Origin of the sequence: Hymenobacter terricola, from assembly GCF_017921975.2 — a bacterium.
Taxonomy (GTDB): Bacteria; Bacteroidota; Bacteroidia; order Cytophagales; family Hymenobacteraceae; genus Hymenobacter; species Hymenobacter terricola.
In genome coordinates this window covers 493,412-519,915 of sequence record NZ_JAGEMO020000001.1, presented here as the reverse complement: position 1 = coordinate 519,915, position 26,504 = coordinate 493,412, and the positions used below count along the sequence as shown (strand labels likewise).

Below are 26,504 nucleotides of genomic sequence, written 5' to 3'. Positions count from 1 at the left end.
AAACGGTGGTTTTGAACTAGTGAGTTCACTAAAAGCCCACGCCTACCCGGAAGCCCGTGCCCAGCCGCTGCCCGCTTTGCAGGGCGGTGTAGAAATCAACTCGGATTACCTTGAAGATGTGCTCCACCCCCGCGCCCAGCTCCACGTAGTGGCCGGCCTGGGCGGTGGTGAGGTAGTTGAGCGAGACAACTTCCTGCCACTTCAGCTGGCGAAAGAGCGGGACTTTGTTGAAGATGAAGCCGTTGAAGTGGTGGTCGTAGTGGGCTTCGAGGTAGGTATTGTCGGTGCTGAAGCGGTAGTAGTCCAGCAGCTGGAAGTTGCTGAAGTTGCCGGAAAGCAGGGTCTGGTTGCCCGAAAAGTGGCGGTAATCGATGAAAGTCACGCCTTCCTGCTTGCCCACGAAGCCACCCACGTTTACCCGGAAACTACTGGTACCCAAGAGGCCCAGCGAAATATTGTCGCGCACGCCGGCTTGCAGCAGCAGGTAGCGCACATCGGCCCCAAACAGGTGCGGAATGGCCAGCCGGCCCTGCACATTGAAGGTGGGCCACTTTGAGCCGAGGTTGAATTTGCCGTCGGGCCGGCTGATGTAGCGGGTGCCCGGCCGGTAGTCGAGCGACAGTCCCACGGTGGCCACCCGGCTGCGGCCGAAGCCGGTATCGGCCAGCTCGTCGCTCACGGGCTGGTTGGGGGTGAAGGCGCGGCCGGGCACGTCGTGCAGCAGCTTGTCAGTTGCGTTGTACAGCTGCCGGCGGTCGAAGTAGCCAGCGGTGGCGCGAAGGTTCAGGCCGTTCACCGGCTCGGTGAGGTAGGTGAATTCGGCCCCGTCGCGCCGGTAAAGCTTGGCGTAGTTGCGGTTGTCGAACAGCGTATAAATGGTGTTGATGGCCGGCGTGAGCTGCGAGTTCTTGTCGAAATTCTCAATAGTCCGGCCGGCCACCACGCTGATTTGCTGGCGCTTGGCCGGGTGCAGCTGCCAGGTAGCCTCCAGGCTGGGGTTCAATTCCTGGCGGCTGAAGCCGTAGCGCAGCGTGGGCGTGATGGTGAAAAAGCGCCGGTCGTCGGTGCGCTTGCTGAAGATGGCCTGGGCATTGAGCACGACCCCCTCCACGGTGTTGTACTGAAAAATCTGGGACACGGGCAGCACCGTCACCGAGCGTTTGCGGAAGGTATTGAGGTGCGTGTAGCCGCCCAGCACCAGGTTGATGGGCTCAAACGCGTTGCGCTTGCGGTCCATCGAGTCCTGATAGGGGCGCGAGCGGCGGATGACTTCGGTGCTGTCTTTGACGTGGTAGTCCTTCTTTTCTTCCGCCGACAGCGGCACCGGGCGGATGGCGTCCCAGTAGGCCGAGTCGCGCTCGTTCACGCCTTTTTCCACCAGCTGCACCTCGCCACGCGGCATCCGGGCGAAGGGGTCGTTTTTGAGCGAGTCACGCTGAGCCCGCTTCACCTGCTTGCGGACCTGGGCGTTGAGACCGCGCAGGTCGGGCTTGCGCTTGCGGATTTGGGCGGCGGTTTCCTGGCCCACGGGGGGGGCGTCCTTGCCCTCGGCCACCACGGGCGGCGCGGCTTTGGCCACGGGCGGCGTGGGGTAGGTGGGCACCACGTTGGCGTAGTTCGAGAGCAGGGCCGTGATGTAGCCGGAGCCTTTGAAACCCAGGCCCGATAAATTGGCCGTAACCTGCTGCGACTGAATGAGCCAGACGTTGGGATTGCCCGGTGCGGGCGCGTATTGCTGGGCCAGGTGCAGGTTGTCGACGTAGTCGAGCTGCGCGTCTTTGTCGAGGGTTAAATCGACGGAGTGAATGCGCCAGGAACCGTCCACGATGTAGATGTAGCCGGCGAAAACGGGGTCGGTGCGGCGGCGCGGCAGCACCCTTATTTTGTGCACCAGCACGCCGCCCTGCGGGGAGCTGCCCACCAGCTCGTACTTGTAGAACAGCATGGCGTTGGCCGCGATGGGCGACACGAAACCACGTTCCGAAAAGCCGGGATTTATCAGGTTTTCGTAGAAGCTCAGGTTGCGCCCCGCGCTGGCCCGGTTGAAGCTGATGCCCCGCGAGTCGCCACTTATCCGGCTCGAAATCATGTGCTCCTTCACGATGTTGGGCTGGGTGAAGCTGAAATCGGACAGGCTTTCAGACAGGTAAAAAATACCTTTCTTGATGTCCGGGCCCAGCTTGAAGAGGCCCATGATTTTGGCCGGCGTGTCGGTGATGCGGCCCAGGGCTTTGATGTAGATGCGGGCCCGGTAGGCGGCCACTTCGCGCTTGTGGTAGGCCCGCCATTGCTGCGCCTGCTGGATGATGGCGTAGGCCGGGTCGCGGTCGGTGGATTTTACCAGCACTTCGCCCAGGTTGTAGGCCTCGGGCTGCAGGGTCACGTTCACGGTCAGAAGCGAGTCGCCGCCGGGCACGCGCACCGGTTCGATGTGCGGCCGGTAGCCCACGTATTGAAACACCAGCTCGTATTGCCCGGCCGGCAACCGCAGCTGAAACTGGCCCTGCTCGTTGGCGCCGGTGCTGGTGGCGGCGCCGCGCACGGCCACGTTGGCAAAGGCCAGCCCCGCCTTATCCGCCCCGCTCACCGTGCCTTTGATGACGCCGGCGCGGCTGAGCATCGGCAGCAAGCTCAGCAGTAGGCCCAGACCGAACAGGCGAAATGAAATCAATGACATAAAATAGCAAAACGCAGAAAAGGGCCATGCCAAGTTACGGCCCCATTCTAACTGATGCCAGTGGGCAGGCAAATAGTTGCCTGCGGCCGTAGCGGCACGGCGCGAAAGCCCCGCAAAAAATGCGCCTCGGAGGTGGTAATGAACTACCCGGCGCGTTGTTCAGTGTTACTTGCCTTTCGAAACCCCCATCTCATGTTCAAAAGCCCCGACAAAACGCCCAGGCAGTACACGCCCGGCGAAGCCCTGCAAAAAATCGGCGCCTTCTGCGCCTACCAGGAACGCACCCAGAAAGACGTCGAGCAGAAGCTGAAATCCTACGGCCTGGACGAGGACGAAGCCGGCGAAATCATCATCCGCCTCAGCCGCGAAAAGCTGCTGGACGAGGAGCGGTTTGCCCAGGCTTTCGTGCGCGGCCACTACCGCCAGAAGAAGTGGGGGCGTCGCCGCATCGTGCAGGACCTCAAGCAGAAAGGCATCAGCGAATACTGCATCAAATCGGGCCTGAAGGAGATTGACGGCGAGGAGTATTACCAAAACCTGGTCGACATCATGGAGAAAAAAGACCGCCAGGAAAAGGAGAAGAACCCGCGCGTGCGCCGCATGAAAATATCCCAGTACCTCACGGGGAAAGGCTACGAGCAGGACCTGATAAAAATCGCACTCGATGACCTGGGCAAGGTTCCGGAGGACGAGGATTAACTCCTCCAGCCCGTCATGCTTATCTGGCGTCCGCGCAGCCGAAGCATCTACTGTTTCGGGCCCACCTTCGGCATCAGCAGCTGCTGGCCCACTACTACGCGGCGGCCGGTGAGGGTGCGCAGCATGGGCACAAGAATCTGCTCGGCGTTGCGCTGGGTTTCGGCCAGGATGCCGGACTGCAGGGCCGCGTTGCGCACCTGCTTTTCGGCGTACTTGTACCCTTCATCCACGAGGTCGGCATCCTGAAAAAACCCGTTTTCGGTGCTGAAAACACGGCTTTGGTCGTGGTTTACCTGGAAGGAGCACAGCTCGGGCGCGGGCAGGAACACGCGCACCACGGTGTCGCCTTCAAATACCACGTCTTGGGGGCGGATTTTGCGCAGGTCGAGGCAGCCCACGGCTTCGCCGCCCACCACGAGGGCCACCTTGGCATCGGGCAGCAGCGGGTAGCGGCTGGCCCGGCGGTATTCCACCACGTCTTTGAAGCGGTAGCGCACCAGCTCCAGCTTGCCCAGGGCCTCAACCTGGGTGAGCACGGTATTGTGCGTGACGGTGACTCTGGGCTCGGCGTTCAGCGGGTTGAGTCCGGCGAGCGTGGGGCCTATCTTCCGCCACAGAAACCAGCCCAGCCCCACTAAAAACAACAGTGGCAACAAGCGACGCAACAGGCGGACTACATTCATATGCGGTAAAGTACGGGCCCGGAGCCGCAGCGTTGGGCCGGGCTACGGCCTAGCTTTGCAGCCGATGCGCATCCCGCCCTTATTTTATTCCTTCGGCCAACGCCTCTGGCGGCACCATCCGGCACTGCTGGCGGGGCTGTGGGTGCTGCTGCAACTGGCGTACCTGCGCAAGTTTCACGGGCCGCACTTTGCCAACGACAGCGCCCGCTACCTGCTCTACGCCGCCGGCATTGCCGAGCGCGGCTACTTTGAGCCCGGCCACAACCTGCGCTACGTGCTCTACCCGGTTTTTATGAGCCTCTGGCTGCGGCTGGGCCTGGGCTGGTGGGGCATCGTGGCGGGTCAGGTGGCGGTTTCGGCGCTGGCCACGCGGGCCCTTTACCGAGGCACGCGGCGCCTGACTGACGGCCGGCGCGGCGCGGCGGCGCTGGCCACGCTGCTCTTCATCGCCTGGCCCGATATCCAGCAGTTCAACGTTTTTCTACTTACCGAGTCGTTGTTCATCAGCCTCACGGCCTTGTCGTTCGGTGCTTTCACCCGCGTGCGGGGGGGGCAAACGACTGATTGGTCCTGGTTGATTGTGGTGCTGATATTGACGGCCCTGGCCCGGCCCAATGGCTTTATGGTGGGCCTCGCCGCCGGGCTGGCGGGCCTCGATGCGCTGCGCCGCCGGCCCGGCCGCCGGGCGTGGCGGGCGGCGCTGCTGGCGCTGGCGCTGCTTTCGCCGCTGCTGTGGGCGGCCCTCAACCACCAGCTCGCCACCTATTACCTGATGGATACCTACCAGCGCGGCGAGCTGATTTTCCGCTACCAGCTCTGGGCTGTGCATCAGGCCGCGCCGCTGAATATGCCGCCGCCCGGCACCGGGCCGGCGGCGCGGGTACTCTATTTCGGTGTGCACAACCCCGTTTATCTGGGCCGTTTGATGCTGGGAAAGCTGTTTGTTTTCGTCAGCTACCTCAAACCGCATTATTCGCTGGCGCACCGCCTGCTGGGGGCGTCGGTGCTGTGGCCGGCCTACTGGCTGGCGGCGCGGGCCACGCGGCGGCACAGTGTCTGGCGGCCGGCGCGGGTGTTTCTGGCGGCCATTTTCCTGCTCCAAACCGCCATCATCATGCTCACGGTTGATGATTGGGACGTGCGGTTTCTGGCCCCGGTACTGGCCGCCGTATTTGTGCTGGCGGCGCTGGAGCTGACTGCCTGGCTGGCTCCCCGCGCCGCCTCATGGCTGCGGCCACACCAGTCCCCGGTCCTCGCCGAACCGCTGTCGCCAGCCCGCCCACGCCTGTAAGCCGCCCGTGTGGACGGCCACCACGGTGCTGCCCTGCGGGAAATGTCCCTGGCCAATCAAGTCCCGCACCCCGAATAGCAGCTTACCGGTATAAACCGGGTCGAGCAAAACCCCGTGCCGCTCCCGAAACTCCCGAATAAATGCCAGCAGCTCGGCCGAATACTTGGCGTAGCCGCCGAAGTGATGAGTGGTTTGCAGCGAATAGTTACGGAATATTTGTCCCCGCGCCTGCTGCGTCAACTCATCGATTTCGGCCCGCAGGAAGCCGCCGTTTTTCAACGCAGCCACGCCCACAGCTTGCTCCTGGCTGGCCAGGCCGGTCAGGAGCCCTGCCAAAGTGCCGCCCGTGCCCACGGCCACGGCCACCGCATTAAAAGCCACTTGCTGCCGGATTTCGGCTGCCAGCTCAGCACAGCCGGGCAGGGCCAGGGCATTGGTGCCACCCTCGGGCAGCACGTAGGCCGGGCCGAAACGGGCCAGCAGTCCGGCAATAAACTCCGGCTCGGAGCGGCGGCGGTAGGCGCTGCGGTCCAGGTAATGCAGGGCCATGCCGTCGGCCGCCGCTTGGGCCAGCGTGGGGTTGAGTGGAGTGCCAGCCGTCGGCGCATCGCCCCGAATCAGGCCAATGGTGTTGAAGCCGAACAGCCGGCCGGCGGTGGCCACGGCCGCAATGTGGTTGGAATAGGCCCCGCCAAAGGTGAGCAGCGTGCGGTGGCCCTGCTGCCGGGCGGCTTCCAGGTTGTATTTGAGCTTGCGGGCCTTGTTGCCAGGCAGGTCGGGGTTGGCCAAATCATCGCGCCACAGCAGCAGGCGCACGCCGCGAGCGGTAGCCACGGGCTCGAATAGCTCCTGTAGAAGAGTAGCGGAAGGCATGGAGAGTGCAGTTAACGCGAGTACCCCGAAATTTCATTTCGGCCCGTCGGAACAACCTTCGTTCAACGGCCGAAATGAAATTTCGGGGTACTCGCCTGGTTGGCTCAAGTTGCTTTTACGCCAGGGCTGGCTCGGCCAGCTCGTAGCCGCCGGGCTTGCGGCGGGCCACGTACACGCCCGTGCCTATCAGCGCCAGCAACAGCGCAATGCTGGCTGCCAGCGACACGCCGTTGCCCACGGCGTAGGCCTTGGGCTCAAACTTGAACTCGATGGTATGCGCGCCGGCCGGCACTTGCAGAGCCCGCAGCACGTAGTCGGCCCGGAGGTGCGGGGCCGGCTTGCCGTCGATAAAGGCCTGCCAGCCATCGGCGTAATAGATTTCGGAGAAGACCACCAGCCCGGCCTGGGTGGCGTTGTAGCGGTACTTCAGCTCGTCGGGGCTGTAGTTGGTGAGGGCGATGCTGGAGCCGGCGATGTCGTAGGTCGCGGCTTTTTGCTGCGGGAACTTGCTGGCGTCCACCACGGCCACGGTGGCGGGGCTGAGGGTGCCGAGGGCCGCCATCTCCTCGTCGGGACTCTGCACGGTTTTCACCTCGCTCACAAACCAGGCATTGCCCAGGGCGCCGGGGTTACGCTGCACCGGCTGCTTGGCGTCGCCGGTGATGAGGTAACGGGTGTTCAGCATGTTGAGCACCTGCTGGTTGTTGTTGGAAATCTGGCGCTCGATGAGGTCCTGGTAGCGGCGCAGCTTGGCGCCGTGGTAGCCGCCAATGCTCTTGTGGAAGTAGGATGTCTGCGCCTCATTGAAGGGGTTTTGCATGTTGAGCACGCGGTAGCTCAGGTCTTTATCCTGCAAAATCAGCTGGTCGGCCGGGGTGGGCTGGAACTCCTCGGCGATGGTTTCGCGCTGGAATTTATTCTCGCCGAGGTAGCGCTTGTCCACGCCCCACAGGTCCACCAGCACCAGCAGCACCATGATGGCCGCCGCCGGCAGCACCTTCAGCTGGCCTTTGAGGTGGAAATACAGCACGCCCAGCGCCGCCCCAATGAACAGCAGCCCGCGCCACACGTCGTTGCGCAGCAAATCAGCTCGGTCGGCGCGCAGGGCGCCCAGCAGCTGCGGCGTAAAGCCCTGTTTGGTCAGCTCTCCATCAATTGGAGCTGAGAAATCGAAGCTGAAGCTGGCCAGGTAAGCCAGCACGCAAATGCCCGCCGCAATGGCCCCGGCGTACAGCACCTTGGGCAGCAGTTGCATGGCATCGGCGGTCAGGGCCGGCTTGGTGCCGGGCAGCACCGGCGCGGCAGGCCCCACGGCGCGGGGCCGCAGCACCCGGCTCAGGGCCAGCGCGCCCAGAATGGGCATGGCCAGCTGCGCGATAACCAGCGCCATGCTCACCGCCCGGAACTTGTTGTAGCCCGGCAGCAGGTCGAAAATCAGGTAGTTAAACGTCTCGAAGTTCTTGCCCCAGGCCAGCAGAATCGACAGCACCGTGCCGGCCAGCAGCCAGTAGCGCGTGCGCTTCTCCACCACAAACAGCCCCAGAATGAACAGGAAGCACACCACCGCGCCCATGTACACCGGGCCGGCCGTGTAGCTCTGCTGCCCCCAATAGGTGGGCATGGCCGATAGATATTCGGCCGGCAGCCCGGCTTTGGCCAGGTTAGAATCAGTGCTAAGCGGCATCTGGCTGGCCCCGCCGTAGAAGTTGGGAATCAGCAGGGTAATGGTTTCGCCCACGCCGTAGCTGTACTGGAAAGCGTAGTCGCGGTCGACGCCCGAGCCTCCTTCTTCAGCGTTAGCAGCAGCCGGGGCCTGGCCGGGAGCCGTCGGAGCGGCCGACTTCAGCTCGCTCGGGCCGCGGTTGCTGTACTTGCTGTATTGGGCTGTGGTGTAGAGGCGGCCGAAGCTTACGCCCACCGCCAGCGCCGCGCCCAGGGCCAGCAGCGCCGTGCGCTTGGCAAACTCCGGCAGCCGCCCGGCGCGGGCCGCCGAAACCAGCTCGATAACGCCAAAAATGGCCACCAGCAGCAGCAGGTAATAGGTAATCTGGAGGTGGTTGACGTGCACGTTCAGCGTGAGGCCGACGGCGAACAGGGCCGCCCCCAGCCACTTATCGCGGCGGTACGTCACCAGCAGGCCGCCCAGCACAAGGGGCGCGTAGGCCAGGGCCAGGCTCTTGGTGTTGTGGCCGGCCGCCAGAATGGCGAGGTTGTAGCTCGAAAAGCCCAGCGCCACGGCACCGGCCACGGCTATCAGGGGCCGCACGCCCAGCGCCACCAGCAGAATGTAGCCGCAGAGCAGCGCCAGAAATAGGTTGGCCACCACGGCGGGCAGGCCCAGGGTCATGGCCTTCTGCAAATACCCCGACCAGTCGCCCGGAAAGTGCAGGCTGATGAGGTAAGTAGGCATGCCCGAGAACATAGAGTTGGTCCACAGCGCCTCTTTGCCCATGGTGGCTGCGTATTGCTGCGCCTCGTGCGCGCCGCCCTGAAACTGGGTGATATCGTGCTGGGCCAGGGTTTTGCCCTCGAACATGATGGGCGAAAAATACACGCAGGCCAGCACCACGAAAAACAGCACCGCCAATACGTGCGGCAAGGCCCGTTGCCACCACGGCGCGGACGAAACAGGGGCAACAGAAGCAACAGCAGCCATCAGGGCAATTTTGGGGAAAATGAAAATGGCCCCGAAGGTACTGTAGAACCGCGCGAAGGTGCGAGCTACCGGTAACAGAACCTCATGCTGAGCGGAGCCGAAGCAGCTCTACCGCACAAGTGACTCATTTACTTCTGCGGTAGAGCTGCTTCGGCTCCGCTCAGCACGACGACCACGCTTCGTTTGCGGCCCTTGCGTTCTTATTCTTATTTCACCTCTTCAAAGTCAACGTATTCGCCACCCTTAAAACCCTGCGGCTTCTCCCGCTCCGGAGCCACGGGCGGCACGTAATCGACGCGCACCTGGCCGGGCGCGGGCGGCGGGCCACCCGGCCCCTGCGGCGGCACCACGAAGCCGCCGTTACGCATCTGCTTGCGCACGAAGCCGCTCAGTGCCAGGCGCAACACGATGGGCAGCACGTAGCGCACCGCAAAAAAGATAAGAATGAAGATGAGCCAGAAACGCATAAAGTCAATAACGTAAATGCCGCCGCAAGGTACAACCCGCCTCCGTTGACGGCTGAGCGGCGCGTTTATTTCAGGCAAACGATGCGGCGGTTGCTATCGTTTCCGCCGGACCCGGACGGCGGCGCGGATTGGGCTAATTTTCACCGGCTACAGGCATTAGCCCGCCTGCAAATGCAGGCCGGGCGGCGGGGCTGCTAAATTTTTCTGAGGCGGTGGTTGTGCCACTTCCGGCGCATTGCCTATCTTTGCAGCCCTTCCAAAACCGTTGGTTGGGCACAAGCCGCTTTAGCTCAGTTGGTAGAGCAGCTCATTCGTAATGAGCAGGTCGTTGGTTCGAGTCCAATAAGCGGCTCCATTCTTACGCCCGAAAAGTTACTTCTCGTTGAATGGAAGCAGCTTTTCGGGTTTTTTTATGTCCCAGTTGGCCGAACTTCCCGCTCTTTCCATGCACGTACCCGGCATTATCATTGGTGGAGGCATTGCCGGGCTCACGGCGGCCGTGGCCCTGCAACAGCGGGGCATCGCCGTGAAAGTGTGCGAATCGGCCCCGGAAATTCTGCCGCTCGGCGCGGGTATCTGGATGGCTCCCAACGCCATGCAGGTATTTCAGCGCCTGGGCCTGGCCGAAAAAATCAACGCCGCGGGCGTGCCCTTGCACAACATTCAGATTGTGGACGGGCAAATGCGGCCCATCCTGCGCACCAGCCAGGAGCGCATCCGGCAGCGGTTTGGCCACACCACCACCGCCATCAAGCGGGCCCGGCTGCAGGCCCTGTTGCTGGCCGAAATTGCCCCGGCCGACGTGCTGCTTGCCAAAACCTGCGTCTCGCTGCGCGAAGTACCTCAGGGAGTGAACGTCGCGTTTGCGGATGGCACCACCATCACCGCCGGCTTCGTCATCGCCGCCGATGGCATCCACTCGGCCGTGCGAGCGCAGCTTTTTCCAAGCGTGCGGTTTGCCGGGACCGGGCACGTCGTGTGGCGGGGCATGACGGAAATTCAGCTGGCCCCGGTTTATAAAAGGTCCATTACGGAGGCGTGGGCCGGGGGCGTGCGCTTCGGGTTTTCGGAAGTGGCCGATGGGTTGGTCGACTGGTTTGTGGTGGTGAAGGCCACCCCGGCCGATGCCGACCATCACGGGTTGAAATCCCGCTTACATACTATTTTCCAGGGCTTTGCCTATCCTATTCCGGCCATTTTGGAAGCCACGGACGAAACCCGGATTATTCGCAATGAAATAGCCGACTTCGACCCCATTCCGCAGTGGAGCCGCGGCAGGGTTTGCCTCATTGGCGATGCCGCGCACGCTTCCACGCCTTACATGGGCCAGGGCGGCTGCCAGGCCGTGGAAGATGCTTATGCCATTGCCCAGTGCCTGCACCACGAGCCCACGCCGGAGCTGGCCTTTGCCGCCATGCAGCGGCTGCGCCGCCCAAAGGCCACCAGCATCGTAAAAAAATCTCGCCTGATGGGGCAAATTGGCTATTGGACCGGAGCGGCGGGCGCCCTGCGCAACGGCCTGATGCGGGCGGCCCCGGCCCGGCTGGTGGAGCAGCAGTTTTACCAGGTGTACCGGCTCAATTATTAAGCAGCTGGGTTGTTAGCTATTGGTTTTTGGTTGTTAGTTGTTAGTTGTCAATCAGGAAGTTGTCAGTACACTAACAACTGACAACGAACAACTAGCAACTGACAACTAGCAACTACTGGCCAACAACTGACAACTTAGATTATCCGGTAGAAGGCCTGGATTCGGCGCTGCACTTCGGTGGGTTGCGCAACCACCATCCAATGGCCGGCGTGGGGAATGATTTCCAGCTGCGCCTGAGGAATCTGGGCCTGCAAATCGTGGGCGTGGGCGACGGGAAAATGCTTGTCCTCGGCTCCCCACAAAATCAGGACCGGGCACTTTACCTGCTGGTACCAGGCGGGCAGGCGCGGCAGCTGGGCTTCGTAGCCCGCGCACATCCGCACGATGAACTGCCGCACCCGCGGCTGCCGAAACGTGGCCCACATATCCCGGTGCACGGCGGGTTCGAGCCCCTCCCCGGCCGGCAGAAACGTATGCAGCGCCCGCCAGAAGATAAGCCGCGGAAAATGCCGCAACAGCAGCCGGTTCACCCCAAAGCGGCGCAGCCAGTTTATTTCCCACGACGTTTTCGCGGTGCCGCTCACCAGCGAATTCATCACCACCACACTGCGCACGCGCTCGGGGTACACGGCCGCGAACACCAGGGCGGGCTGCCCACCCATGTCCTGGCCCACGAGGTGCGCCCGGTCAATCTGCCACGCGTCCAGGAGCTGCAGCAAGTGCCTGGCTACCAGCAGCGGCGTGGCCCCGCCCGGCCATTCTTCGCTGTGGCCCATGCCGGGCCAGTCGAAAGCAATGACCTGCTTATCAGCCGCCAGTCCGGGCGCGAGGCGGGCAAATACCTGAAGGTTTTCGGGGTAGCCGTGCAGCAGAATCACGGCTTCGCCGTGGCCGAGCCGGGCCACGCGCACCCGCTGGCCCCGGTACGATTCAAAGGTGGTATCAAGCATGGGCCGGGTAATCCTGGGCCAGGCAATCGGCGGCCAGTACGCCCGAGATGGCGCAGAAGCTGACCCACTGGCCCGGATGCGTGGAGCTGCCGGTGAGGTAGAGCCCGCGCACAAACGGGCTGCGGTGGGCAATGCGGCCCTTAATCATGAATTTCGCCGTCATCACCGGGTTCATGCTGTCGTGGTACAGCGTGTATTCGCGGCCCCACTCGAAGGTGGTGCGCCGGTGCAGCACCCGGTAGGCGCTGATATTTTCCCGCCACCACGGGTCGGCCAGCAGCTCGTCCATCAGCCGGTGCTGCCCGGCTTCTCCCAGCGCGGCGGCCGTGGCGTGGTCGAGCGGGGCAATGAGCCGGGCGGGGTACCACCCGGCCTGCTCTAAACCGGGCTCCAGCAGCCCCGGCTGCACAAAAGCGGTGCAGCCCGTGCCATTCAGCTTAAAGCGAATGTAGTACGGCGGGTTGCGGCCCTGCACCGCCAGGTACACGCACACGCCCGGCGACTGCAGCGGCAGCCGCTCCAGCTTGGCTTTTTCGGGCGCCGGGAAGTTCTCCACCAGCTCCGTGTACGTCCCGATGCCGTTGGAATTGGAAATAACCGCCTCGGCCGCAATGAATTCGCCGGTGGCGGTTTGCACCCCCGTCACCGCCTTACCAGCCGTGCGAATGGCGGCTACCCTGGTGCCGTAGCGAATGCTGACGCCCGCTGCCAGCGCCGTGGTTTCCAGCAGGGCGGCCACGGCCCGCATGCCGCCTTCGGGATAATACGCGCCAATGTGGTGGAACAGGCCGGGCACAAACGCCATCGGGCTGGGCGCCTGGGCCACCGGCTGCCCGGCCACATGCGTCCAGATGCTGATGCCCTTGCGCAGCGGCAGCGGCAGGCCGGAGCTTTTCAGCACCGAATCGAGGGAGCTGAGCAGGAAGGGCACGTACCGCAGCGAGCCGTTGCGCAGCACGTCCCACACGTTGGGGTGGGTTTTGAACGTAAACGGCTTCAGGTTTTGATGAATCCGGAACGTCTTTACCACCAGGGCTTTGTACTGCCTTCCGCTGCCGGGGTGCGCGGCTTCGAACCGGGCCGCCGTGGCATCCAGGCTCCGGTCGAAGGCGGTGGTGGTACCGTCTTCGTGCAGCACGTGGTATACCGATTCGATGGGCGTCAGCCGCAGGGCATCGGGGGCAATGCGCAATTGCTGAAAAGCCCAATCCAGCCCCGGCTTGTCGAGGAGAATATACGGGCCCGCATCGAACGCAAACTCCGCCGCCGCCACCCCCGAAGCCAGGCCGCCCGCGCTGGCCCGCGCTTCCAGCACCTGCACCCGATACCCCAGGCGGGCCAGGCGAATGCTGGCGCTCAAGCCGCCTATGCCGGCGCCGATGATGAGAACAGAAGGTGGTTGCAAGGGTTAAATAGTCGGGTTGCTCGTTATTAGTTGCTCGTTGTTAGTTGTCAGGCAAATGCTTATCAACCAACGAGCAACTGACAACTTAACGGCGGATATTTCCAGTGTACATCGTTATTCGGGCGGCGCAATTACTCGTTTCAGCCTGCACGTAATGAACGCATTGCCCGGCTCAGCCGGCCAGCTCCCGCGCGTGGGCCAGCTGGTTGAACGATGCCACCACGCCCACCACTTCGGCCAGGAATTCCGGTGCGGCTTCGATGTGGTTACCCACCACGATGACATCGGCCCCGGCGGCCAGGGCGGCGTATACTTTCTCACCCGAGTTCAGCCCGCCGCCCACGATAATGGGCGTGCTCACGGCCTCACGCACGGCCGCAATCATGGCGCCGGACACCGGGTTCTGGGCCCCGCTGCCGCCGTCGAGGTACATTAGCTTGAGGCCCAGCTGCTCGCCGGCCAGGGCGGTGCAGGCGGCAATGCCGGGCTTGTCGTGCGGCATGGGCGTGGTGCCGCTCATGTACGAAGCCGTAGTGGGCCGGCCCGAATCGACCAGCATATAGCCAGTCGATAGCAGTTGCAGGCCGCTGGCCTTGAGGCGCGGCGCAGCCACCACATGCTGCCCAATCAGAAAATCAGGGTTGCGGCCCGAAATGAGCGAGAGCAGCAGCACGCCATCGGCCGGCCCATCGAGATGCAGGCTGTGGCTCGGAAACAGCAGCACGGGCACGTCGGAGTGCTCCTTTATCAACGCAATGAGGGCAGCCTGGTGCGAGCTTAGCACCAAACTGCCCCCCACGAAAAAGTAGTCGACCGGATGCGCCTGGCTCAGGCGCAACAGGTGCAACAGGCTGGTTTCATCTAAGTTATCGGGGTCGAGCAACACGGCCAGCGCCTTGCGGCCGTGCTGCTGACGGGTGCGCAGCGCGTCATAGAGACTGGGGGGGGTAAGACGCATCCGAGGGAACAGGAGAAGCAGACGAGGCGACGGGAGAAAACCCGTATTCGGCCGAAGCCGGAGCGGGGGAAGCCGCAAGGTCGGAATTTTTGGTGGCCGGGAAAAACTCACTCACCTTTTTTGTCACCAGAGCCAGGGCCACGGCGGCCGTTTGGGCCACCAGCATCTTGCCGGTATCGGACTGCAGGAAGGCTTGCAGCACGGAGCCAATCATGCGCGAGCGCGAGCTGGCGGCCGGGGCCCGCACGTTGTCGTCGAACGCGTGCGAGGTGGGCAGGCGCCGGCTGTCGTCGTAGGGAAGGTCCTGAAATGGGTCGTCCTCAAACTCTTCCGGGTCGTAGCCCGATTGCTCGTGCTGGTCCGCCGGCTCAGGCGAGTAGCTCTTAATGTACGCTTCGGGATGTTCCGCCACGGGCGTGGCGGCCGTGGAGCCAAAACCCAGGTCGTCGGCTTCGTGGGTGTGCTCGTGGTGCTCGTTGAACACCCGGGCCGAATCGGCGGCCGACTTGTAGGAAGCCGCGCTGTCGTATGGCTTGCCGCTGCTGAAGTACCCGGTGCCAAACTCGTAGTCGTGGTCCGATTCGCGCTCGTCGTGGTCGGCGGCGTGTCGGGGGTCGTATTTACCGGCTTTGCCTTTGGCGGCGCGCTTGTGTTTTTTGCCGCCTAATGCCTTAGCAATGAGCCAGATACTGCCAATTAAGCCCGCGCCCACCATCGCCACTTTGCCCACCATCACCGACTGGTCTTTGATGTGCTCGACGTCGCCGCGCAGGGCGCGTTCGTATTCCAGTTTTTTGCGCTCGAGAAATTCTTTTTCTTCGTCGAACAGGGGGTTTTGCAAGTCACTCATAGCAGGCTACGCTTGGCGTTTGTCAGATTTGTAAATGGTGTCCTTGAGCACCTTGTTGGCAAGGCCCTGGAAAGCGGCTTTGTCCACGCCCACCAGCACCAGCACCAGCAGCACCAGGTAGACGCCGGCCACAATACCGAAGCCCCAGAAAGGGCTATCCAAGGCCGAATTAAGGGCCAGACCGGCAAATATGCTGACAAAGATGATAAACAGCAGCCCCAGCGTGGCCAGGGTAGCGCCGTGAATCGTGCCGACGAGCATCGTGGATGCTTTCTGTTGGATTTCCAACCGCACCAGGTCGATGCGCGTGTCGAGGTAGCCAGTTAAATTGCCAATCAGGCTGTCGTTGCGAGGGGTTTTGGAGGTGTCGTCGTCGGTGACCATACGGCGCGAAAAAGGAGTGGCAAGAAAGAAAAAGAATAGTGGCGGGCCGGTTTCTTATTAAAAAGAGCAGCGGACCGCGCCGGTTCTACGGAAAATTTCGGCGCGTGGCTGACTTTTGTAAGGTCCTTTGTGTTTGCTGCCCAGCGTGAGTCAAAATCATTATCAAGTCCTTGGAGTGGCCACCGATGCCCCGGCGGCCGACATTAAGCGGGCCTACCGCCAATTGGTGGTACGCTACCATCCGGATAAGCACGGCGGCGACGTGCGCTACGAGGACCAGTTCAAGGCCGTGGCTACGGCCTACCGCATTCTGAGCGACCCCGAACGCCGCGCCGGCTACGATTTCCAGCTGGCCCAGGCCGCCCGGCGGGCCGAGGAAGCGCGGCGGCTCCAGCAGAACCGGCCGGCCACGCAGCACGTCTACGGCGTGCCCATGCCGCCCGCTGCCCCGCTCCGCACCCGCCCGCCCGCCGGCAGCACCGAGCGGCACTACCAGCGCATTCCGCGCCAGCCCACCCGTTTCAATCGCCGCGACTGGACGCTCACCGTGCTGCTCCTGCTGGGCATCGCCCTGTTCACGATGGCCGTGAAAGTGACCATGGACCGCGTCACGGCCAACAGCAACTACGCCGATGGCCTGCGCGCCTACACCCGTGGGCAGTGGGCGGCCGCCTACAGCTTTCTGGACGAAACCCTGCACTTCCGGCCCGACTACGCCCCGGCCCTGCGCCGCCACGGCGAGCTGGAGCAGCTGATAAACCACGACCCACGGGCTGCCCGTGCCGATTTTCAGGCGGCGCTGTTGCAGCCGCAGTCCCGCCGCGTGGCGGCCGACATTCTCTACCACCTCGGCCGCTGCGAAGCCGACCTGGGCCACCCCCACGCCGCCGAGCTCAGCTTCAACCGCGCCCTGCTGCTCGACAGCACGCTCAGCGCCGCCTACCTGGCGCGGGGCGAAGCCCGCCTGCTCGACCTGCACCAGCCCAACGAAGCCCTAACCGACCTCAGCACCGGCCTTGCCCAGCGCCGCCGGGCCGAGGCGGCCACGCCGTGGCATTACGTGCAGGTGCGCGGCGTGGCCCTAACGGCCCTGGGCCGCTACCAAGAGGCCCGCGCCGACTACTTCCACGTGCTGCAGGCCCACCCCAAAGACGGCCGCACGCACTTCCTGCTCGGCCGCCTGGCTGCGCACACCGGCGACTCCACGGCCGCCTGCGAGTTCTACCGCCGCGCCCTCCGGCTGGGCTACGAGTACGCCCGCACGGCCCGGGAGGCCTGCAAATAGGCTGGCGCTATTTCACCAGCAGCTCGGTGGGAGGGCTTTTGCGGCCGTTTGGGGCAATGGTGACGGCGCGCACGGTGAGGTGGCGGTTCAGGGGCACGGCCAGGGACTTGGAGTAGCGCTCGGTGGTTTCGTCGGGCAGCAGGCCGTCGAGGGTGTAGTGGATTTGGGCGCCGGGCACCAGGGTGCGGAGCGTGAACACGGCTTTGCCGCCCTGCCGGGTCATGCTGAGGCTGTCGAGGCCCAGCGGCTCGGGCACGCGGTAGTTAATGTTGTGGGCATCGAGGCGGGCAAACTGCTGGCTCATGCGGGGCAGGAATTCGGCGTAGTTCTTTTGGGCAGCGGGCGTCCAGGCCACTTCCGAAATGGCCAGCAGGCGAGGGAATAGCATATACTCCACCTTTTCGGGCGTGGTGATGTACTCGGTCCACATGTTGGCCTGGGGGCCGAGAATGTGCTTCTGCTGCTCCGGATTCAGTTCTTTGGGAAGCGGGTTGTAGTTGTAGATTTTGTCGAGCGGCAGGTAGCAGCATATCATCAGCGGCTCGTTGGGGCTGTGGGGCGTGGGGTTCTGGCCGGCGTCGATGTAGAGGAAGCCGCTGGGCGCCATTACCACGTCGTTGCCGTGCCGGGCGGCTTCGATACCGGCTTTTTCGCCGCGCCAGCTCATAATGGTGGCATTGGCATCGATGCCGCCTTCCAGAATCTCGTCCCAGCCAATGAGCTTCTTGCCTTTGCTCCGGAGGAATTTCTCGATGCGGTTGTTGAACCAGCCCTGCACTTTTTCCACGTCACTGATGCCTTCCTTTTTCATGATGTCCTGCACGGCGGCGCTTTCTTTCCAGCGCACTTTCGGCGCTTCATCGCCCCCGATGTGGATGTATTTGCCCGGAAACAGGGCGCTCACCTCGGTCAGCACGTCTTCGAAAAAGCGGAAGGTTTGCTCCGTGGGACAGACCAGGTCCTCGGTCACGCCCCATTGCGTCCAGGTTTGGTAGGGGCCGGGCTTGCAGGCCAGCTCCGGATAAGCGGCCAGCACGGCCACCGAATGGCCCGGCATCTCAATTTCGGGCACGATGGTGACGTAGCGCTTTTGGGCATAGGCCACCACGTCGCGGATTTCTGCCTGGGTATAAAAGCCGCCGTAGGGCGTGGCGTCAAACTTGAACTCGGCGGGCGTTTTGAACAGCTGCTGGGCCCCAATGAGCGTCTCCTTGCGAAAGGCGCTAACCTGCGTCAGCTTGGGGTATTTCTTAATTTCGATGCGCCAGCCCTGGTCGTCGGTGAGGTGCCAGTGGAAGGTGTTGAGCTTGTAGGTGGCGAGGCAGTCGATGTACTTCTTCACGAAGGAAACCGGGAAAAAGTGGCGGCTTACATCAAGCATCGCGCCCCGCCAGCGGAACGCCGGCTCGTCGGTGATGCGCACGTAGGGCACGCGGGCGGGGGCCGCCGCCCGCGCCGGCAGCAGTTGCACCAACGTCTGGCTGCCATAAAAAAGCCCCGCGCCGCTGGCCGCCGTAATGCGCACACCGGCCTTGTCGACCACCAGCTGGTAGCCCTCGGGATTGGGCGTGGCGGCCGTGAGCAGCGTAATCTGGGCAGCGGGGCGGCTGGTGGTCAGCGTCACGGTTTTGCCCAGGGCGGTGAGCAGTTCTTTCAGCAAGCCGGCCACGTTGCGCTCATCCGCGCTGGCGGCGTAGATGCTGATTTTCTGGGGCAGGGCGTAGGTGGCGGCGTAGGTTTTCACCTCGCGGGGCAGCGGCACGAGGCCCAGGCGCTGGGCCGGAATTTCGGGAAGCTGCGCCAGCGCCGGGCCGGTGGCCAGCAGGCCGGCAGCCAGCAGGGTGGAAAGCCGGAATTTGAAAGAAAGGAAGAAGGGCATAAGGGGTTTCGGAATGGGAGGGAGTTGTAAGGGGAAGTGAGCCTGACGGTCCTTCGCCCGAAAACCAAAAGAAGCTTCCACTTTGCAGCGAAGCCCCTTTTGGTTCTCAAGCTCAGAAAGGAAGGACAATTAAGTTGTCAGTCATTAGTTGTCTGTTGTTAGTACCCTGACAATCACCTGACTGACTACTAACAACGAGCAACTGACAACCCGTTTACTTTTGAACGGCTACTTAGGTTAAATATCCCACCACACGCGGCCGCTCAGGTTGTCGCCGCCGGGCACGGTGGAGCTGGCCGAGCGGTAGTTCTCCGGGTTGCTGGTGATTTCCGACGTGGGATAGGGGAAACGGCGCGGAATCTGGCCGTTGGTGGCGTTGTTGGGGTACACCACGGGCGTGAGAACGGGGAAGCCGCTGCGGCGCCAGTTGGCCCACGATTCGTAGAAATCGAGCATCGTGTTGGTCAGCACCCAGTACTGCGTGTTAATCTGCTGCAGGCCGGTGCCGGCGTTGTAGGGGTTGGCCGTGAGGTAAGTGGCCACGTCGGCCGGGGCCACGGTGAGGGCCGCGTCGTATTGGCTGAGGTAGGTGCTGGCGGCCGTGACGCCGGCGGCGTAGTGCTGCGAAGCGCTGCCCAGGCTCCAGCGCTGGGCGGCCTCGGCCAGCAGCAGCTCCGACTCGGCGTAGGTGAGCACGAAGGTGGGGCCGTCGCGCTTAATCAGGCCGGGGCTGGGCGAGGAGTAGGCGGGGAACGTGGTGTAGTTGGAGGCCGTCGAAATGTCGTAGGCGGCCCGGCCGCTCAGGTCGCGGCCGTTGGGCATGCCCTTTTGCGCGGCGGCGGCGGAGATGGCGGCCGGGTTCTGGGCCTTGGTCACATCCGTCAGGTAGAGCTGCGTGACGGCGATTTTGGAAAGGCGCGGGTCGTTGGTCGCTTGCAGGTAGTCGATGAAAGTCTTCGACCATTTCACGTAGTAGTTTTCCTGGCCGCCGTCGCCGAGCAGCACCTGGCTGTTGCGGTTTTGGGTGACGCGGGCGCCGGAAACATCGTGCGTCACCAAGGCGTTATCGGCGTTGTTCTGCATGGTTTTGCCCTGCACTTTGGTGGCGTAGGCCTGGGCCTTGGCGGCGTCCACCTTGGTGAGGCGCATGGCCATGCGCAGCATCAGGGTGTTGCCGAAGCGCTGCCACTGCGCAATGTTGCCGTGGTAGTACACGTCGCCGGTGGGGATGTCGGCGGCCGGGTCCAGGGCGTTGGTGGCTTCTTCCACTTCCTTCAGCAGGTCGTTGTAGATGTCCTGCTGCCGGTCATACTTCGGCGTGATGATGCCCTTGTAGTAGCCCATGCCGGCCTCGGAATAGGGCACGTCGCCGTACAAATCCGTAATCCGCTCCATAATCAGGGCGCGCATGATGCGGCCAATCTGGTGCAGGTTCTTGTAGCGGTCCTTGCCGGCGGTCGATTCCACGAGGTCGGTGATGGGCTTCACCTGCTCCACGTAGGCGCCCACGGTGGTGCCGCCCCAGTAAGCGGCCGTGTAGGCCTCGTTGAGCAGGTATTTGTCGCCGGCCCAGTAGCTCACCACCGTCGACAGGCCCTGGATGAGGGTGGAGCTGTAAATCAGGTTGGCGCGCCAGGTGTCGTAGGCGAAGTCCGAGCTGCCGGTGTAGCCCAGCTGGGCGGTGGTCAGCAGGTAGTTGGCGTCGAAGGTGGCCTGGCTGTAGGTCGACGGGTTGGTGTTGATGTCGTCGAATTCCTTGGTGCAGCCGCTGGCCAGGAGCAGGCCCATCACGGCCAGGGCGCGGTATTTGTTGAGGACGGTTTTCATGGAGAGGCAGGTTGAAAATAACCGGGTGGAAAGCATTAGAATTTGGCGCTCAGGTTGAGGCCGTAGGTGCGCACCGGCGGCACGCCGCCCAGCTCCAGGCCCTGGGCGAAAGCGTTGTAGCTGCCCTCGGGGTCGATGTTATCGGTTTTGCGCGAGATGAAAAACAGGTTCCGGGCCACCAGGCTCAGGTTGAGGCGCTGGATTTTGTTGTTGAACAGCGCGCTGGCGAAGGAATAGCCCAGCGTCACCTGCCGCAGCTTGATGAAGCTGGCGTTCTGCACAAAGTCCTTCGAGACGTTGTTGGCCAGGGTGCTGTAGTAGGTGGCGGCGTCCACTTTGTCGGCCCCGAAAGTGCCTTCGCGGTTCACCAGGGTTTCTTTGCGCAGCCCGAACACCGTGCCGTAATAGTCGGTGGCCGAGAAGATTTTGGCCCCGAACTTCCCGTCAATCAGCACGCCCAGCGTGAGGCGCTTGTAGTTGAAATCGTTGTTCCAGCCGCCGGTCCAGGGGTGGAAGGCGGTGCCGAACGAGGTGAGGTCGCCGCGCACCGGCACGCCGTTGGTCGTCGTCGCGATGCTGCCGTCGGCGTTGTACTTGTAGTCGTACGCCAGCACCTGCCCGAAGGGCTTGCCCACAATCTGGCCCACAAAACCCACGCCGGAGCGCGAGGTGGCATACACCGATTGGGTTTGGCCGGCAGCCAGCGAGAGCACCGTGTTCTTGTTGTAGGCCGCGTTGAAGGACGACGTCCAGGTGAAATCGTTGGTTTTCACGGGTACGAACGTGAGCAGCATTTCCACGCCTTTGTTCTCCATTTCGCCGGAGTTCAGCACTGCGCCCTGGTAACCCGAGCTGATGGAAGCCGGCGCGTACACAATCTCGCCCGACGACTTTTTCTTGTACACCGTCAGGTCCAGGCGCACGCGGTTTTGGGCAAAGGCCAGCTCCGTACCAATCTCGAACTCGGTGGCTTTCGAGGCCATCAGGCTGCTGTTCGGGATGTTCACGTTGTCGGGGCTGATGGTGCCCAGCGGCAGGCCGTTGAGCGTGGTGGGCAGGAAGGCGTAACTCAGCTGCGTCTGGTAGGGGTTGGTGGCCTGGCCCACTTTCGAGTAGCCCGCCCGGATTTTGCCGAACGACAGGAAGTCCGGCTTCCACAACTCAGAGAAGACAAACGAGCCACTCACGGCCGGGTAAGTCACGCTTAGGTCGTTGGTTTTGCCGGGCGAGGCCAGCGTCGAAAACCAGTCGCGGCGGGTTGTGGCCGTCAGAAACAGGAACTCCTTATAAGACAAATCCAGCGAACCGTAAATCGACTGAATTTCCTGGTCGCTCACGAAGGACTGCGCCGACTTGTTCTTGGCGTTGCCAATGGTGTTGACGCCAAATACGGCCAAATCAGAACCGATATTCTGGAACGCCTCCGACTTGGTGCGGCGGTAGCTGGTGCCCAGGTTCGGGGTGATGGCGAAATCGTTGCCCACCTTGAAGGTTTTGCCCACCAGCCCGTCCGCGTTCAGGTCCGTAACCTGGGTGGTCACCTCCGTCACCTTGCCCGCCGGCAAATAGGCCGTGCCCGAAGGCGTGACGGCCGTAAACCGGTCGGTGTAGCCGTCGCGCCCCACGCGGCCCTGCAAAAACAAGCCGTTATCCAGCGTGTAGCGGGCGCTTACCGACGAAAGCAGCCGCTCGCGTTTCGTGTTGTTGACGAAGTTGTTGGCCGCGAAATAGGGGTTCGTGTTGTACGGGTTGCCCGTGTTGTACTGCAGCTCGGTGCCGTCAGCTTTCGTGCCCGGCTGCAAGGTGCGCACGTCGAGGCTGGTGGGCAGGAAAGCCACGTTGAAGTTGGCATTGCCTGCGCCGTCGGCCAGGATGGGTCGGTTTTTGGCCTGCTCCAGGATGTAGTTGGCCCGCGCGTCAATGGTGAGGTGCTTGAACGGGTCGAACGTGCCAGCGAAGTTAAACGTCTGACGGTCGAGGCCCGAATTGGGCACCACCGCGTTGTTGTTCAGGTTGCTGGCCGACAGGCGCACCGAGCCGCCGGTGAAGCTCTTGTTGAAGGCAACGGTATTGGTCCAGCTGCTGCCCGTGCGGTAGAAGTTCTTCAGGTTGTCTTTCTGGGCCACGTAGGGCCGCGTGGTGCCGTCGAACTGGATGACGTTGGAGCCGTCGAGCTTGCCGCCCCAGCTGGAGTTGCCCACCTGCGCCGCTCCCACCGCCGTGGTCGGCTTGAGGGTGTTGGCGCCCTGGCCGTACTCGTACTGCCAGTCGGTGAGGTTGTAGATTTTCTCGGCCACGTAGTTGCTGTTGAAATCCACGCCGTCGTTGCCTTTGGCGCTTTTGGTCGTAATCAGAATCACGCCGGCCTTGGCGCGGTAGCCGTACAGGGCCGAGGCCGCGGCGCCCTTCAGCACCGAAATGGTTTCGATATCGTCGGGGTTGATGTTCGAGATGGCGTCGCCTAAATCGGGCGAGTTGTCGTACTGCCCGCCCGTATTCGACACGCTGGGCTGGCTCTCCACCGGAATGCCGTTGATGACGTACAGCGGCTGGTTGGTTTGGTTCAGGCTCGACACGCCCCGGATAATGACGTTGCTGGAAGCCCCCGGCCCGCCCGAAGTCGAGTTCACATTCAGGCCCGCCACCTTGCCCACCAGCGAGTTGGTCACGTTGGTTTCCCGCGCCTGCGTCAGCGACTCGCCCTTGATTTCCGTCACCGAGTAGCCCAGCGTTTTCCGCTCTCTTGATACGTTCAGGGCCGTTATCACCACCTCGTTCAGTGCCTGCGAGCTTTCGCGCAGCGTCACGTTGATGACGGATTCCGAACGCACCGAAACGGTTTGCGCCTCAAAGCCCACCGACGAAAACACCAGCGTGGCCGTGTCGCCCACAGCCACGGAATAGGTGCCCTCGGCATTGGTACTGATGCCCTGATTAGTGCCTCTCACGAGGACCGTAACGCCTGGCAGCGCGCTGCCTTTGGCGTCGGTGACTTTGCCAGTCACCGACTTGGTTTGCGCTTGTGCCAGGCCCTGCAAGCCCAGTAAAAGCATGATAGTGAGCCAGGTAAATGTTTTCATGGGCTTCAGGTGATTGGTTAGGGGATGAAAAAAACACGGCAAGGCCACGGCAATAGCAAAATCCCACAAAGGATTTCGGCTATTCTTGATGATAAAACAGGCTAAAAATCCTGAAAATCAAGGTACTGTGAGATGGCTGAGGCGGTGCTGGAGACGGTGGACTATCAGCGGCGGGTCGGCAACAGAAGTGGGCGGCTTTCGCGGCCGGAGCCGGGCGGCAGCGGCCAGGCCGCACCACCCAGAGGAGATACTCAAGGGTAAATCACACCACGAATTTTAGGCCTGAACGATGTCGTGGCAGGATAAAACCGTGGAAGTCCTGGCCGTGCCGGGGGCACTGCGCCATCAGGCCAGGCCTGGTTGAACGCGTCATTCACAAGCTTACTGTTTGGCCTTGCAAAGGCTAACAAATAAGACTATTCGAACAGAAAGCAACTTATATAACCCAAACATACCTACCTGAAATATGTAAAGCAAGAAATTCGAGAAAAAAATGTGTGCGCACACGCAAAACATTCCAATGAGAGTGCCCGCACACGCAATTATTTTTTAGCCACTTCTGGGCATTGGTTGCTACGCGATGAGTCAAAATAAATAATTCAGTATTCAGTTTGAGCGGATATAACTTTTAGCAACTACTTAACCTGTGAAATAAGACGCGCCGCGGGACTGCTGCGCGGCCACCATACCTGGAAGTAGGCACTCGCCGCTAGCGCGCCGGTAGGGCGGCAGCCGCCCGCTGCGCCACCACCCGGCTAATAGCAGCGAGCAGGGAATTGGCCCCGGTAGCATCCTGCGTCAGTTCCCAAATCATCAGGCCACTGGCCTGGTCAAGCGCAAGGGTGGCTTTGCGCTCGATGGTGGCCAGCCCATTGTAGCCCACGCCGCCAAATTGGTCAGCTCCGGGCGGGGCACCCCGCGCCAGCAGCGTGGCAAAGGCTTCGCCGCCCGGCTGGCCGTAGAACGGCACCCCCAGCACGGCCTTGCTGGCGGGCAGGCCCCGCCCCTTCCAGTAAGCCAGCGATTGCGCCGCACCCGTATAGGTGGAGTGCGCCGGCGGGGCCGCATCGTAGGCCATAATATTCAGAAAATCAACGTTATCAAATACGCTGCGCTGGATGCCCGGCCCGGCCCAGGTGCCGCCGGCGATTGCGGCCGTCAGGAGCTTGCCCGCGCCATGCAGCCGGGCGGCGAGTTGCTGCACCAGGCCCGCGTAGCGGCTGGCTGTGCAAGTGTCGGGGTGTTCCCAGTCGAGGTCCACGCCATCAAGATGGTACTCGGCCACAAAATGCAGTAGATTGGCCGTAAATGCGTTGGTGTAGCCCGCGTTGGCGCCAATTGCATCGAAGGCACGGTGGTCGCCATCGTGCCAGCCGCCCACCGACACCAGCACCCGCACTCCCGCGGCATGAGCGGCCGCCACCAAGCGCCGTAGTTTTGCGGGGTTCTCGAGGGGCTGCAGGCCACCGGTGTCCGTGGGCAGCAGGAAGGCGTAGTTGACGTGCGTAAGCTGGGCGAGTTGGGCCGCGCTCACGTCGCCGCGCCAGGCCGGCAGGTAGCCCACCACCCGGAACTGGCACCACCCCGCGCCCGATGCCAGCAGCAGGACAAGCAACGTCAGACTCAGTAACCGCGGGGTTTTCATGAGGGCTGTTTTGAGATGACGGGCACGGCGTATTTCAGCTGCGCATTTGCGTGGTAAGCGTGGCCTTTCAAGGCAAAAAACAGGATATACAAATAGCAGGGCACCAAGATGATATAGGCATGCTGCAAGCCCAGCAGCTCGCCGGTTTTTCCGTATAGAAATGGCAACACGGCCCCACCCCCAATGCCCATTATCAGCAGCGCCGAGCCCTGCTCCGTGAACCCACCCAGCCCTTTGATACTCAGGGGAAAAATGGCCGGCCACATCAGCGAATTGGCCAGGCCCAGCAAGGCCACGCACAGCACCGACACGTAGCCATGCGTGAGCACAATGCCCCCGGCGAACCCCACGCCCACCACGGCGCAGATGCCCAGCGCCGCCTGCTGCGTCAGGTAGCGGGGAATGGTGACGGCTCCAATAAAATAGCCTGCCAGCATGGCAATCAACGTGAAGGAGGTGAAGTTTTTGGCAATGTCCAGGCTGATTCCCTGCAACCGGCCGTACTGAATGATGGTATCGCCGGCGATGACTTCCACGCCCACACAGCAGAAAATGGCCGCTATTCCCAGCAGCAAGTGCGGGAACTGCCAGATGCTTTTGGCGGGCTCGTTCGAACCGGTTTTCACGGCCTCCTGGTTGGCATCAATTTCCGGCAGGCCGGACAGCTTGATGAGCCCCGCCAGCACCACCAGCGCCCCCGCCATGATGAGGTAAGGCAGCACCACCCGGCGCGCCAGCTCGTTGAGCAAGGCTTCTTTCCCGGCCCGCGAAATGGTGCCGCCCAGCTGTTTTTCCAAAGCCGTAGCGCCTTTCAGCACCACCGCCCCGATGATGACCGGGCTCAGGGCGCCGGCTATCTTGCTGCAAATGCCCATGATGCTGATGCGCTGGGCGGCGCTCTCGATGGGCCCCAGAATGCTGGCGTAAGGGTTGGATGCCGTTTGCAGCAAGGCCAGCCCGGCCCCCTGCACAAACAGCCCCGTCAGAAACAGGCCGTAGGAGCGGGCTAGCGCCGCCGGCACAAACACCAGCGCCCCGGCCGCCATCACCACCAAACCCAGGGCCATGCCGTTCTTAAAGCCGGTTTTTTGCAAAATCAGCGACGAGGGAATGGCCAGGAAAACGTAGGCGATGTAGAACGCAAACGTGACCAGCAAGGCCTGCGAATACGTCAGCTCACACGCGATTTTCAGGAACGGAATCAGCGTCCCGTTGAGCCAGGTGATGAACCCAAAAATGAAAAACAGCGCCCCAATAATGGCCAGGGGCGGAACGACGCTTGCTCGGTTTCTGGCCATTTTCAATAC

19 protein-coding genes and 1 tRNA gene are annotated in these 26,504 nt (G+C 62.5%); 5 read left to right on the top strand and 15 right to left on the bottom strand.

All coding sequences use genetic code 11. The annotated features are described in order from the left end of the window. Nucleotides 1–28: 28 nt before the first annotated feature. Nucleotides 29–2,677, bottom strand: a complete 2,649-nt coding sequence (locus J4G38_RS02010; RefSeq protein WP_210514737.1) for a DUF5686 and carboxypeptidase regulatory-like domain-containing protein — start codon at nt 2,675–2,677, stop codon at nt 29–31. Nucleotides 2,678–2,869: 192 nt separating this feature from the next. Here J4G38_RS02010 and J4G38_RS02005 point away from each other — a divergent pair, with 192 nt between their 5' ends. After that, nucleotides 2,870–3,376, top strand: a complete 507-nt coding sequence (locus tag J4G38_RS02005; protein ID WP_210514734.1) for a regulatory protein RecX — start codon at nt 2,870–2,872, stop codon at nt 3,374–3,376. A 47-nt stretch (nt 3,377–3,423) separates the two neighbouring features. Here the strand turns inward: J4G38_RS02005 and J4G38_RS02000 are convergent, their stop codons facing one another. Beyond that, complete coding sequence (locus tag J4G38_RS02000) at nt 3,424–4,059, bottom strand: DUF4230 domain-containing protein (RefSeq protein WP_210514732.1); 636 nt, start codon at nt 4,057–4,059, stop codon at nt 3,424–3,426. Nucleotides 4,060–4,123: 64 nt separating this feature from the next. On the opposite strand from J4G38_RS02000, the gene J4G38_RS01995 reads away from it, so the two are divergent. After that, on the top strand, nt 4,124–5,350 hold the full coding sequence (locus J4G38_RS01995; protein ID WP_210514729.1) for a hypothetical protein: 1,227 nt from the start codon (nt 4,124–4,126) through the stop codon (nt 5,348–5,350). On the opposite strand, the gene J4G38_RS01990 is transcribed toward J4G38_RS01995, so the two are convergent. From J4G38_RS01990 to J4G38_RS01980, 3 genes are all read right to left on the bottom strand, one after another. After that, the gene (locus tag J4G38_RS01990; RefSeq protein WP_210514727.1) at nt 5,282–6,223 is read right to left on the bottom strand and encodes a 1-aminocyclopropane-1-carboxylate deaminase/D-cysteine desulfhydrase; all 942 of its coding nucleotides are present in this window, start codon (nt 6,221–6,223) and stop codon (nt 5,282–5,284) included. The genes J4G38_RS01995 and J4G38_RS01990 overlap by 69 nt on opposite strands. A 115-nt stretch (nt 6,224–6,338) precedes the next feature. Further along, the gene (locus tag J4G38_RS01985) at nt 6,339–8,879 is read right to left on the bottom strand and encodes a YfhO family protein (protein WP_210514725.1); all 2,541 of its coding nucleotides are present in this window, start codon (nt 8,877–8,879) and stop codon (nt 6,339–6,341) included. Nucleotides 8,880–9,085: 206 nt separating this feature from the next. Continuing rightward, complete coding sequence (locus tag J4G38_RS01980; RefSeq protein ID WP_210514723.1) at nt 9,086–9,346, bottom strand: hypothetical protein; 261 nt, start codon at nt 9,344–9,346, stop codon at nt 9,086–9,088. 279 nt (nt 9,347–9,625) lie between these two features. Between J4G38_RS01980 and J4G38_RS01975 the strand changes: the two genes are divergently transcribed. Together J4G38_RS01975 and J4G38_RS01970 are read left to right on the top strand one after the other, a co-directional pair. Beyond that, nucleotides 9,626–9,701 (top strand) — tRNA-Thr (locus J4G38_RS01975). A gap of 57 nt (nt 9,702–9,758) precedes the next feature. Further along, on the top strand, nt 9,759–10,934 hold the full coding sequence (locus tag J4G38_RS01970; RefSeq protein WP_210514721.1) for an FAD-dependent monooxygenase: 1,176 nt from the start codon (nt 9,759–9,761) through the stop codon (nt 10,932–10,934). Nucleotides 10,935–11,068: 134 nt separating this feature from the next. Here the strand turns inward: J4G38_RS01970 and J4G38_RS01965 are convergent, their stop codons facing one another. The 5 genes from J4G38_RS01965 to J4G38_RS01945 all read right to left on the bottom strand — a co-directional run bounded on the left by J4G38_RS01965 (nt 11,069) and on the right by J4G38_RS01945 (nt 15,481). After that, nucleotides 11,069–11,884: an alpha/beta fold hydrolase gene (locus tag J4G38_RS01965; RefSeq protein ID WP_210514718.1), complete on the bottom strand. Its 816-nt coding sequence runs from the start codon at nt 11,882–11,884 to the stop codon at nt 11,069–11,071. Next, the gene (locus J4G38_RS01960) at nt 11,877–13,289 is read right to left on the bottom strand and encodes a phytoene desaturase family protein (protein WP_210514715.1); all 1,413 of its coding nucleotides are present in this window, start codon (nt 13,287–13,289) and stop codon (nt 11,877–11,879) included. Before J4G38_RS01960 ends, J4G38_RS01965 begins: the two co-directional genes overlap by 8 nt. Nucleotides 13,290–13,461: 172 nt before the next feature. Next, on the bottom strand, nt 13,462–14,247 hold the full coding sequence (locus tag J4G38_RS01955) for a geranylgeranylglyceryl/heptaprenylglyceryl phosphate synthase (RefSeq protein ID WP_210514714.1): 786 nt from the start codon (nt 14,245–14,247) through the stop codon (nt 13,462–13,464). After that, nucleotides 14,219–15,097, bottom strand: coding sequence for a hypothetical protein (locus tag J4G38_RS01950; protein WP_210514712.1), 879 nt, complete (start codon nt 15,095–15,097; stop codon nt 14,219–14,221). The genes J4G38_RS01955 and J4G38_RS01950 overlap by 29 nt, the downstream gene beginning before the upstream one ends. A gap of 6 nt (nt 15,098–15,103) precedes the next feature. Further along, on the bottom strand, nt 15,104–15,481 hold the full coding sequence (locus tag J4G38_RS01945) for a phage holin family protein (protein ID WP_210514709.1): 378 nt from the start codon (nt 15,479–15,481) through the stop codon (nt 15,104–15,106). Between the two features lie 145 nt (nt 15,482–15,626). Here J4G38_RS01945 and J4G38_RS01940 point away from each other — a divergent pair, with 145 nt between their 5' ends. After that, complete coding sequence (locus tag J4G38_RS01940) at nt 15,627–16,766, top strand: DnaJ domain-containing protein (RefSeq protein WP_226163059.1); 1,140 nt, start codon at nt 15,627–15,629, stop codon at nt 16,764–16,766. Nucleotides 16,767–16,773: 7 nt separating this feature from the next. On the opposite strand, the gene J4G38_RS01935 is transcribed toward J4G38_RS01940, so the two are convergent. From J4G38_RS01935 to J4G38_RS01915, 5 genes are all read right to left on the bottom strand, one after another. Further along, entirely contained in the window at nt 16,774–18,645 is a 1,872-nt protein-coding gene (locus J4G38_RS01935) for a beta-N-acetylhexosaminidase (protein WP_210514705.1), read from the bottom strand. Between the two features lie 237 nt (nt 18,646–18,882). Further along, entirely contained in the window at nt 18,883–20,472 is a 1,590-nt protein-coding gene (locus tag J4G38_RS01930) for a SusD/RagB family nutrient-binding outer membrane lipoprotein (RefSeq protein ID WP_210514702.1), read from the bottom strand. 35 nt (nt 20,473–20,507) lie between these two features. After that, nucleotides 20,508–23,552 (bottom strand): SusC/RagA family TonB-linked outer membrane protein, encoded by a 3,045-nt coding sequence (locus J4G38_RS01925; RefSeq protein WP_210514700.1) that lies wholly within the window; start codon nt 23,550–23,552, stop codon nt 20,508–20,510. A gap of 709 nt (nt 23,553–24,261) precedes the next feature. Then, nucleotides 24,262–25,197 carry a glycosyl hydrolase family 18 protein gene (locus tag J4G38_RS01920; RefSeq protein ID WP_210514698.1) on the bottom strand — a complete coding sequence of 312 codons (936 nt, stop codon included), beginning with the start codon at nt 25,195–25,197 and terminating at the stop codon, nt 24,262–24,264. Next, nucleotides 25,194–26,495: a sugar MFS transporter gene (locus J4G38_RS01915; protein WP_210514696.1), complete on the bottom strand. Its 1,302-nt coding sequence runs from the start codon at nt 26,493–26,495 to the stop codon at nt 25,194–25,196. The genes J4G38_RS01920 and J4G38_RS01915 overlap by 4 nt, the downstream gene beginning before the upstream one ends. Nucleotides 26,496–26,504 lie beyond the last annotated feature (9 nt).